At 49.0% G+C, this 11695-nt stretch carries 7 protein-coding genes; 4 read left to right on the forward strand and 3 right to left on the reverse strand.

From position 1 onward, the window contains the following. Positions 1 to 420: 420 nt before the first annotated feature. The 3 genes from BP71_RS01935 to BP71_RS01945 all read left to right on the forward strand — a co-directional run bounded on the left by BP71_RS01935 (position 421) and on the right by BP71_RS01945 (position 4457). The gene (locus BP71_RS01935; RefSeq protein WP_496376032.1) at positions 421 to 954 is read left to right on the forward strand and encodes a YceI family protein; all 534 of its coding nucleotides are present in this window, start codon (positions 421 to 423) and stop codon (positions 952 to 954) included. A 132-nt stretch (positions 955 to 1086) separates the two neighbouring features. Next, positions 1087 to 1902, forward strand: coding sequence for a helix-turn-helix domain-containing protein (locus tag BP71_RS01940; RefSeq protein WP_496376034.1), 816 nt, complete (start codon positions 1087 to 1089; stop codon positions 1900 to 1902). A gap of 167 nt (positions 1903 to 2069) precedes the next feature. Continuing rightward, on the forward strand, positions 2070 to 4457 hold the full coding sequence (locus tag BP71_RS01945) for a TonB-dependent receptor domain-containing protein (protein ID WP_496376036.1): 2388 nt from the start codon (positions 2070 to 2072) through the stop codon (positions 4455 to 4457). Between the two features lie 6 nt (positions 4458 to 4463). Here the strand turns inward: BP71_RS01945 and BP71_RS01950 are convergent, their stop codons facing one another. Next, positions 4464 to 4721 carry a hypothetical protein gene (locus BP71_RS01950; RefSeq protein WP_496376038.1) on the reverse strand — a complete coding sequence of 86 codons (258 nt, stop codon included), beginning with the start codon at positions 4719 to 4721 and terminating at the stop codon, positions 4464 to 4466. Positions 4722 to 5002: 281 nt separating this feature from the next. Between BP71_RS01950 and BP71_RS01955 the strand changes: the two genes are divergently transcribed. Continuing rightward, entirely contained in the window at positions 5003 to 7678 is a 2676-nt protein-coding gene (locus tag BP71_RS01955) for a right-handed parallel beta-helix repeat-containing protein (protein ID WP_496376040.1), read from the forward strand. A 332-nt stretch (positions 7679 to 8010) separates the two neighbouring features. Here the strand turns inward: BP71_RS01955 and BP71_RS01960 are convergent, their stop codons facing one another. After that, the gene (locus tag BP71_RS01960; RefSeq protein ID WP_496376042.1) at positions 8011 to 10239 is read right to left on the reverse strand and encodes a S41 family peptidase; all 2229 of its coding nucleotides are present in this window, start codon (positions 10237 to 10239) and stop codon (positions 8011 to 8013) included. A gap of 218 nt (positions 10240 to 10457) precedes the next feature. Next, on the reverse strand, positions 10458 to 11663 hold the full coding sequence (locus BP71_RS01965; protein ID WP_496376044.1) for a DUF4374 domain-containing protein: 1206 nt from the start codon (positions 11661 to 11663) through the stop codon (positions 10458 to 10460). Between the last annotated feature and the right edge of the window lie 32 nt (positions 11664 to 11695).

Consider the following 11695-nt stretch of genomic DNA (forward strand, 5'->3'; position numbering starts at 1 on the left):
GTAAGTGTCAGGAGGTGACTAGTAGTTTGTTGTCCGGTTACAAGGACAAATTTCGAATTAATTATCAATCAAGTGCTTTTGATTTTATAGAAATGTTTCTACAAATTTCTATTGTTATTCTTGTAGAAATTCTACAATAGAAAAGGCCCGAAGCCGCATTGGGGCGATGCTCTTCATAATAATATTCTGCATTGTCTGCCGGCCCGGAACTTTGGTATTTCCTGCCTCTTCGTCAGTATTTCTCGCGGGCGTCAGCAGGTGCCGCTATACCAGTGTATAGTGGTAACCTCCGGGTTAGCAGCCGATCTCGGATTAACATTCAAGCTAAGTTTGCATTGCCGCCGGGCCACAGGACAGATGCCATGTTGCCCGCCAGGGATCGAAAAAGCGAAATATTCATACCAAAAACACAGTGAAATCATGTCTCAGACAACGTGGAATGTAGATGTAGCACATTCAGAAGTACAGTTTAAAGTAAAGCACCTGGTGATCTCCACCGTGACGGGTTTTTTCCGTTCGTTTGGAGGTTCCGCCGTGACAGAAGGCGACAACTTTGAAAACGCGCAGGTCGATTTTACCATCGACGTGAACAGCGTGGACACTGGCCAGCCTGGCCGCGACGAACATTTGCGTAACGCCGATTTCTTCGAGGCCGAACAGTATCCGCAATTTCGCTTTGTATCGACGTCCCTGAAAAAGGACAAAGGAGACGACTACAAACTGTTGGGTGACCTGACCATCAAGGGGGTTACCAAAGAGGTGGAGCTGACGGCGGAGTACGGTGGGACCGAACGCGATCCATGGGGCAACACGAAAGTGGGTTTCGAGGTAAGCGGTGTGATTGACCGGAAGGATTTCGGTGTGACTTTCAACTCGCTTACCGAAACAGGCGGCCTTGCATTGGGCGAGAACATCAGGATCCTGGCCAACATTCAGCTGGCCAAACAGGCGTGACAAGCCATTATTTAGAGTAGCCAATGTCCGAGAGGGCATCCTGTTTCGGGGTGCCCTCTTTATTTATCAGTAGTTTTTTGCTTTACTTTGCATACTCCATTGAAATAGTAGGATAGAGCGTCGCCTCATTGTATGCAGATCGAGATCAAGAATAAGCTGAACGAAAATGAATTGTTCAGGATTAAAAGAATGAAAGAGGTGATCAAAGCGACCCGGTCTCACGGGCACAAGGATTATCTCGAAATTATTTACCTCACACAGGGAGACGGCTTGCATCAGATCGACCACAACCGGTTTCCGGTCCGGCCCGCAAGCCTGTACCTGGTCATGCCGGGCCAGATCCACAACTGGGAGCTTACTGCCATACCTAAGGGTTTTGTGGCCATGATCCGGAAGGACTTTTTGCTGGACCATCCACTGCATGATCTGCTCTTCCACACATTTCCGGTCGTATTCCCTTCCGGCTTTCAACTCGGGCATATCGATCAGACGGTCGCGGGAATTTTTGAAAGCATTGAAGCGGAATATCACAGCATGCAGACCAATTTTCAGGCCATTATACAGACTTACCTGCTATTGTTGTTCAACCTGCTCCGGCGGGAGATCAAATCCGACCAGACGCAGTCTTATCCACAGGTTCTGACAGAGTTTTTTACATTGCTGGATCAGCATTACAAGACCAGCCATGAAGTCAACTGGTTTGCCGACGCGCTGGGAATGTCGGCTAAGACGCTTAATGCGGCATGCCGGAAGGCCCTCGACAAAACGGCCGGGGCCATTATCACCGAACGGCTAACCGCGGAATCCAAGCGACTGCTGCTTTATTCGGACCAAAACCTGGGTGAGATCGCTTTCGAAATGGGTTTTTCCGATTCGTCGCATTTTAATAAGTTTTTCAAACGACAGACCGGCGTCTCGCCGGGCATTTACAGGAAGGGAATTTCCTGAATGTACCAATATTAGGAGGAAATGTACAAAGTCTACTGATTTCATAGGATTTAAATTTGCCTCGTTACTCACGCTGTACGACGCTTTTTATCCATATGCGATTTTGTTTTCCTTTTCTGCTTTTACTTTTCCGGCTTACATCGGCATTTGCGCAAAACCAACTGATCATGAAAGGGAATGTAACGGACGGTAGTTCGGGACATGGGCTTCCCTACGCTTCCGTTGCTTTACATCGCTCTGCTGATTCGAGTCTGGTGAACGGAACATTGACCGACGAGCAGGGAACATACCGTTTCGAAAAGGTCGCTGCGGAGGCCTGTTATGTTGAGATCCAATACATGGGTTACGCCAAAGCGTTGGTAGGGTTGCCGGACCTGAAAGGCAGGACTGGAACCGTGGTAATACCGGCAATTGCGCTGACTGCCGACAAGCGCGTGCTGGATGCCGTGGACGTTACGGCCCGACGGGAGGTCATGGAAAACCGTATTGACAGGCAGGTATACCGGGCGGGCCAATTCCTCAATAGCCAGGGTGGTACCGCTGTCGATGTTTTACAGAACACGCCTTCTGTGACCGTCAATAGCGAAGGGGCTATTACCCTGCGGGGCTCGACGGGCTTCCTGGTGCTGGTGAATGGAAAGCCTGTGCAAAGTGATCCCTCCGTGATTTTAAACCAGATTCCGGCCAATACCATCGAAAATATCGAGGTGATCACCAGCCCGTCTGCGCGTTTTGACCCGGATGGTAAGTCGGGGATCATCAATATTACGACCAAGGTGGCAGAGGCGGACAGCCGCAGTTTCACCGTGAATATGCAGGGAGGTTTGCCATCGGTTCATCGTTACAACAACCTGAAACAACCGCTGCGGTTTGGAGCGGATGTGGCCTGGGGTATCAAAACGGGCAAATGGGAGGTCAATGTGAGTGGGAACTATTTGCGAAACGACATTACGGGCAGGCGGGTAGGCGATGTGCATACGACTTTGAATAATGTATTCACGTACTTTCCTTCCAGCGGTGAGCGGAGTTTCAGGCGATACAATTATACCATGCGGGCATCGGCATCTTTTACGGCGGATCCCACCAATGTCTTTTCTGTGGGTTTCTATAACGGTTATCGTTATCAATCGAGGCGGGCGGACCTGGTTTACAACAACACCAAAACGGACCTCGCAACGGGAAAGACAATTGGGAGCATTACTTACTTCAATTCCAATATTGCACGGAAAACCAATAGGGTGGTGCTAGGTAATCTGGATTACACGCACCGGTTTGCCGGCAAGTCGGAACTGATATTGTCCGGTTTGATCGAATCCGCCGATCTGGATGGCTTAACCACCAACATCAACCTGGCGGAGCCCGGACGAAGCCGCACCCTCCAGAGCACCCGTAATCCCGGAGAAAACCCGTTGAATGCGTATCGTTTGCAGGGGGATTATGTGGTGCCGTTGGGCAAAGGCAAGCTGGAAACCGGTTATCAGTATCGCAACCAGGTACAGAAAGGCATTTTTCAATACCTCGAACAGCAACTGGAAACCGGTGAATTTGTGGTCGTCCCGCAGTTTTCCAGCCAGACGCGCGTCGAAAATCATATTCATTCTTTGTTTGCGCAATACACCGGAAAGTCAGGTAAGCTCGACTATTCCGGCGGCCTGCGCTACGAATATGCTACCCGGAGTTTTGTGGCGGAGGGGACTGGTGACCGGAATCTCGATCTATCCAATTTTTTTCCTTCCGCACAAGTGCAATATGGGTTTGGCCAGGGCTGGCGGGGAAAGGCCGGTTACTCGCGCCGTGTCCAGCGATCCACCAACAACGAGCTGAACCCGTTCCCCGAACGCGAACATTCTGAAACCCTGGAATCGGGCGATCCGGATATATTGCCGGAGTTTATCGGCCAGGCGGAGCTCGGGATCGTAAGGGAATTTGAGAAGGGAAGCGGTTTTCTCACGCTGTACAACCAGCGGATCAGGAATGTCGTTAACCGGGTCAACAGCGTTTACAACGATACGATTATCAACCGCATTTATACCAATGCGGGCCTGGCGACGTCCTGGGGCGCGGAGGCGGGTGGCCAGGTGAACCCAACGGCATGGTGGCAGCTGTATGCCGGCGCTAATGTGTACAGGTATAAAATTGAAGGGTCGCTTTTCAGCAATGCGGTGACCGTCAGCACGGCGAGTATCGTTTATTCTGTCAATACCAATATGACATTCCGCGTTGCGCCTACGTTTCAAATTCAGTGGGCGATGAGTTATCTGTCCAAAAGGGTTACCGCACAAGGGGAGGACTCCCGGTTTATTAACCCTTCGCTGAGTTTCAGAAAGACCTTTATGAAAGGCAAGCTGGCCGCGGCATTGCAGTGGCAAAGTATGGATCTGGGCTTGCTGGGTGCCAATCGGCAGCGTATAACCACATGGGGTAAGGATTTTTATACCACGACTAATTACATCCAAGAGGGGGACATGATCCTGATTAACCTCAGCTATAACTTCAACCAGTTGACCAAAAAGGCCAGACTCCCGTCCAGTGAGTTCGGTGAACGGGAGTTTTAACGGTGGTTACCTGGTGCTGACAATCTCCAAAGCCTTTTCCAGCATCTCGTCACGTCCCTCTGAAATGCCCCGGACCGTCGGTGCCACCTTAACCTGCGGCACAATGCCGATCTGCTGCGTTTCCCGGCCATCGGGATAATACACACCGATACCGCTGATGCCGGTACGGATGCCTCCCGGCAACGAAATGGGCGACACGTTGCCGTCGGCGCCAGCCGTGGTGCTGCCGATCACGGTCACATTCGGCGCTGCGGAGAAGGCCATGGTGGTGTATTTATGTGTTCAAAACGGCACGGAGACAAGTACGCCAGGCTCTACTTCCTCAAGATGGTATCTTTCCGCTTTCCATTGGCGTACTACCTCTTGCATATATACAGTGTTCCACAACACAATGCAGTTGTCCAAATGGTACGGCTCCACATAGATTAATTTAACACCACAGGAATTTTTTAATTTATATCAACTAAAAAATTAAAAGCCTATGTAGGCGTTCAAAGATTAAGGAATATTATATTACTTTTCGGTTACAACTAACCAAAAATGCTATGAGAAAAATTTATTTGGTGCAATTCATTTGCTTCATCATTTCCTCCTTGATGATTTTGAATAATGCTTCGGCCAATTCTAAAATGGATCCGATCAAATTTACCCTGTCCACGGACGCCACGACCATTTCACTAGACCAGGAATTTGAAATCAAAATTACCGCTAGCTACCAGGCAATCAATCCCAATTTAGTATATGTATTTAAGGGTGCTACTACTTTTCGGTTGAAAGTAGTATTCCCGGAGGGATTCAGGCAGACCGGAGGTACCTATTCTGACTACGTCGGAACGGAATTAACTTCCTCAAAACAAACGGTCTCTTATACTATTAAAGGCAAATTTGTAACGCCGTCTCCCGACGGGACTTTCTTGCTGCTTCGAAGCAATCAGGGCGCAAACAGTCAAAGTGATTTTATCCTTGCAGGGCGTCTCGGATTTACAACATTCAGCCCGTCGAATAGTGTAGCAGAATCATCGACCGCACGGATTGCCGCTATTACTCAGGATTATATTCCGTATATGTCAATAAGCGAATTTAATCTGGGAGAAGCAGATACGTCGCGGGTGATTTATATTAATGAAGGGAAAAAATCAGGAATATTTATAAGAGACGACACTACGCCGACGACCGATCTTGGTGCTTTGGTGTTAGTATATGGAACAAAAAGATATAAAAGGAAGCATGACAATATTTTCTTCCCGGAATGGTGGGGAGCAGTAGGCGATGGCGTTACAAATGACCAAGTACCGCTTCAAGCAGCTTCCAATGCTGCCGGTGCGGCAAAAGCCGAGTTGAAACTTAATTTCTCTTATGCAATCATGAGTAATGTGACGCTGAATGCCGACGTGTCAGGTTCGGGGACGATTTGGACAAGATCTGATGCCGGCGTACTCATAGGTAAAGATGCGTTAACGATTAAGGATATCAGGATTAACGGCAAGTTGTCAGGGGTCGCTAGTGGAGGAGGGCTTAAAATCAACTATAAGACTCGGATTACCCTGGACAATATAAGGGTCACTAATGTAAATGGTGTTGGTATTTGGGGAGAAAGTGTTCATTATATAAAAATTGTGAATTGTACAACAGACAGCACAATGACCCGTTTCGGCGACGGAATTTATGTTAGAAGCACATCAAACCCGTTGATCGCAAACAATCATTGCACTCATTTTGGTCGAATCGGGATTGTGTGTGAAGGCGAGCCGGCATCTCCAACCACCGACGCAATCGTGACTGGGAATACGTGCACAGATGCCATTGTAAGCGACGACCTGGTTGGATATCCGAATGCTGGGATATGGATGGAAAATACCGCCGGAGCTACTTGCAGTGAGAATGTTGTTGGTAACCTTTTCACGCGGGGAATTGTTGTCAACCCCTCACTTGAGAATAACATCCAGTACCATTACATCATAAGTAATAATAAGATTTTTAATGTTGCTGATGCCGGAACTAATTTAAGTAGAGGAATTGCGACTGCGGGCGGAGACAATCAAGTGTTCGAAATTTCAGGGAATATATTAACGGACTGCATGCGGGGTATCGAGGTTTCTGATGCAAAAGTCGCAAATATTCGAGGCAATATTTTTAACAAAAAGAATCAACCGGCTAGCTGGTTTACAATGAATATTCATTTAATTCCTTCGATATCGTCCTGGACTTCTGATTTCGCGATAAGCAACTGTGTTAATAACGTTAATTCAACAACTAGCCTGCCTGTATTTGTTAATTTTGTCGCTAATCAAAAAGCAAATATTTCTATCTCGGATTGTATCGGGAATTTCGCATTTGTGAACTTTAATAATCGAATTACAGGAAATGTCAGTGTGAAAAGCACATTGATGGATTACACTTCGGCCACTGGTCCTGGATCCTATATCGCATATGTAACAGGAAAAAGCTCATTTGAGGATTGCGATCTGATCTTCCCTGCAAATGGTCAGTTATTCACAGCTGGCGCGGAACTAAGCATCAATAGCAGCCGGGTTAGCGCTGCTTCCCCGGCACAATTGGTCTTTTGGAATACAGGGGCAACTAAAATGCGGGTGTCAAATAGTAATTTTAGCAATGTAAGGTTCCATGACATTAGAAAAACAGAGCACGAATTCTACTTATACAATTCGATGTTTGATGGCTATCACGCGGGGCAAGGATTATTCGAAAATACCATTGCAAAAATATCTAAACTCGAGGTTGCCGGATGTACGTTTTCTAAGACTATCGGTATCCCTCCAATCCAGTTCGCAGCTGGCGTAACAGATGCTTGGATAGGTAGTAACTCATATATAACAAGCAGTCTTACTCAGGGATTTGTTCCTCTTTGGCAAAGCCGGACACTCCCTGTCGGGCCATCAACTGACCGGCCTACAGTCACACAGATCGGCTACAAGTATTTTGATACAACCTTAAATAAAGAAATCTATTGGGATGGTACCGAATGGGTTGTCAGCATAACTCCTCCGAGTTTTGTTTCCAACTTAACAACAACAGCACCAACAACAAAGGCCGCTTTAAACACCAGCTACGGTTCATTGAAAGCAGGTAGTGTGGTTACCTATCAGAATGCTACTAATGCGGGGATGGCGGGGAGAGAATTCCGAAAGCTCTCTGATGGTGCTTCCTCAGATTGGGTGATATCCGTTTGGGCAACGGGGGTAAAAGCTTTAATGCCGTAATCAGTTAACGTTAGTAGATGAATTTCCACCCTGCGATGCTTCGGCGAAGCGCTTCCCGAAGCATCGCATAACTAATTCACATTGTCAGCTTCAGCTGGGGCGTTGAATTATCGTGTTCCAAAGCCTGTTCTAAAAGCCGTTTCGCTAAGCGGATCGTATCAATAAGAGGCTGCCGCCTTCTTCTTTTAAGATATAAGGGGCTACATGCGCATGAAATGTTCCATGGCGGCCCAACCTTGGAAACCGATTAAGCTAAGCGTCCCGAACTGTTGCACCCAAAAAAGGCCAGACTCCCGTCCAGTGAGTTCAGTGAACGGGAGTTTTAACGGTGGTTACCTGGCACTGACAATCTCCAAAGCCTTTTCCAGCATCTCGTCACGGCCCTCCGAAATACCCCGGACAGTCGGTGTCACCTTAACCCGCGGCACAATGCCGATCTGCTGCGTTTCCCTGCCATCGGGATAATACACACCGATACCGCTGATGCCGGTACGGATGCCTCCCGGCAGCGAAATGGGCGACACGTTGCCGTCGGCGCCAGCCGTGGTGCTGCCGATCACGGTCACATTCGGCGCTGCGGAGAAGGCCATGGTGGTGTATTCCGACTGGCTCACGGTGGCCTCGTTTACAATCACCACGATTTTGCCTTTGTAGTAATCCGCATTGGTTTTCCCGACTTTCAGTTCAGGTGTAAAAGTGAAAAGGCCGGGTGTCTGTACGCTTCCGTGGGTAAACTTCACAAATGAGCGCGGCTCGGGCATGAGATGTTCACCCAGGGTAAATACCATGAAATCGGACGGGTAACAGCGCATGTCTATGATCAATCCCTTGGCTTTCAGTACCTCAGGAGCCAGTGTCGGGAGGTAATTGTTTTTGTATTTTCCCGGAAAAATATAGGCGATGTCCGGTTGGATCATTTTAAAACAAGTGTCTTTTTTGTTGTAATTGGAATAGATATTGACCTGTCTGGTGTCGAAAAGTTTCACGTCTGTTTTTTGTATTTTTCCATCCCTTTTGAAAGAAATGCTGAGCGTTGAGTCGTTGCTTCTCAGCAGATTTGGCGCCATGTGGCTGAGCTGTGACGATGGATTGGAAGCCGGGGTATAAGGAGCGTATTCACGGATGAGGTCCGGAATACTTTTTCCATTCACAGATTCGATGATATCGCCTTTCTTCAAACCCGATCGCTCACCCAGTTGTGCATTATAATAGTCGGTCACGACGGGTTTTCCTTCTACCAAACTGAGCTGGACAGGTGCATAGTTTTTCCCGAATCGTTTTTCCAATGCGTCGTGACGTCCGTACAGCTGCGCGTGCCCGTCCTGCACACGTGCGAGCAATGCGAGTGCCGCGAGCTTATACCCGGTTTCATCTTTCGCCATCACGAATTGGGGCACGAACTCTTTCAGCACCGCATCCCAGTTTTCCTTGATCAGTGATTTATAGGGGAAGTAATATTCGATCATGTTCCAGTAGCGGAAGAGGCCCAGCAACCGGTATCCGGCGTCGGGATAAGCCATCTGAGGATAGGCATTTTCGTTTTTAAAATCAGGGTTGCCTACACCCGGATACAGACCGATATAGTAGTGCTCGTCGGTTCTTGCAGCCATTCTGATGCTGTCGAGTTTCGCTGCCAGTTCTCTGCCCAGCCCCGCTTTATTGATCCACCCAAATGAGGGTTTCAAGGCGGCGTCAGCAGGGAGGGAGGCGGTCGATGTGGCTGTTACCGGGCCGAACTTGTTCACCCAGGCGAGCATCACCTTTTGTCTTTCAGCGCCGGTTTTCGCGGCAATGAAAGGAGTTGCAACCCGGAACAGTTCGTAATCCATATTGTAGTTGCCTTCTGCAACCGCGGGATGATGGTATTTCACAAAACCCCATACTTTACCCAGCATGACCAGGTCGGCGGTCAGTTGCGGAGAAAGCGGGAGGTCGGGGCCGATTTTGGACCCGCCGTCGAACTCCTTGTCCAGGGTGGCGGCGTAGGTTTTTGCAGGCGGAGCTTCTGTGAAAGGCTTCCCATCGATCAGCAGCTCGAAATGGTCGATCCAGAGTGTCCCGGCGCCTACCAGCAGCGCACCGATGTTGATTTTTTCCGCGCCGGAAGGGTAGGGGAGCTTGATATTATATTGTTTCCAATCCTGGGTGCCGCGGAGGCTCGCGTCCTGCATATTACTGAATTGCAGCGGGCCTGATGCACCGTCGACCCGGAGCATCAGGCCGACCCACCCCTTGTCGACGCCCGTGAATTTCATATAACCCCGCAGCTCGATCTCCTTGCCCTGGTAGTTGGCAGGAATGACGTTTGCGGCAGAACCGAATTGGATGTTATCCATGACTTCCGGAGATTTAATCCGCAGGGAAGTTTTGCCCTGATGTTTTTCCGTGGTGTCGGCGGACAACCAATATCCCCTTCCCCACTCCATCCATGGCCGTGGCAGCTTTTGGCCAGGGATTGTTTTTTCAAAATCAAGGTTAAAGTCGGTGATGGCTGGCGGGGTTTGTGCGAGCGCATTCCCTGCACACAGCATGGAAATTAGAATTGCTGACAGGTTCTTCATGGATGGCAGTATTTAGTTGATGTAAAAGAAGGGTTACTACAACTAATACTGTAACCGAAAACTAAAATCCGTTGCATATGATGAATTCTTAATATTAGCATTCAATGAATAGACTGGATGCCGGGCACAAGGATTTGGATAAGCAAAAAAGCGCTGCCGAAGAGAACCCGGCAGCGCAAAGTGCAGTGTAGTAATATAATAGGAGATCGGTCCCGACGCTATTTTGTCTTTTCCAAACGCAGAATGTAGTCGATGCCATCGATAAACTCGGCACCGTGAGTCAGCTTGTCGGAAGTAGGGTCGTATTCCCAGATGTAGTCCTTCTCGGCCGCATTGACAGCAATGTACGCTTTGCCATCTTCCACCACCACAGCCTGCACCATCCGCTCGCCCTGGTCGGCCGGCAAGTCTAACTTTTTGATGAATGCCCCGTTTTTAACATCGATCACAGAAAATGAGTGCACTGCGTCAATCGACTTACCGGCTACGCGGGTCCGCACGATCGCTTTCCCGTTTCCGATGTACCACATCGCGGCGCCCATTCCGTTGCTGACCTTCGAAGAAAAATCGAAGTAGTAAGTCGGATCGAGGGTTGTAGCACCATTTTTGATGCGGTAAACAACCGAGGGAGATTTGTAGTCATACCCGCTTACAGGATCACTGATGAAATAAATGTCGCCGTTCTCATCCTTGAACGATGCGGGTGCATACACGATGGGCCCGCCCGCCGTTGTAGTACGCGCGTCGGTAATGGTACTTTCCACTTTCATCGACGGATAGTTCACAACTGCTACATTGAAGTCGGGATTAACCGGCAGCGGTTCCTTCCAGTCGGAGAACGAATAGCCGTAGCCGACGAAGAGTTTGCCGTCGCGGTATTCTGCGAACCCGAAACTGTAACCGGTGAAGCCGGCCGGTTTTGCTTTCAGGTCGAGTTTGCCATTGGTAATGGTCATATCCGCCGTTTTGATGATCGCATAGCGGCCTTCGCCTTCGGCTTCACCAAAGATCACGAGCGTCTGATCGTCCACCCATGCATAGGAACTCCAGTTCAGGTAAGTAAAAGGTACTTCCTTGTCGGTTACGAGTGCGCCGTTCTGGACATGGTACTTCCCGAGGCGGCCGCTGCCGAAGTTGGCGTGGTAGTAGAATCCGTCCTTCTGGATAATATCCTGCGCATATACTTTGCCCGTCATTTCGGCCCCGTTGCCTTTGAGGCTGATGGTTCCGCTGGTCAGGGAAGGCACATCGGCAATGTAATAGGCAGTATTGGGCCACGCGCCTACGCACAGAACGGCCGAATATTTGCCTTCTTCTTTCACGGGCTCGTTGCCGTTGGTATCGTCGTCGCTGCAACCGTTGAGGGTGAACGCGGTAAGCGCAATCAGGATCGCTTTCGCCGGGTAGCTTAAAAACTTGTGCATTTTGAGATTTGTATTTAAAATTTGAGGTTGTT

This window comes from Dyadobacter ginsengisoli DSM 21015 (assembly GCF_059568735.1).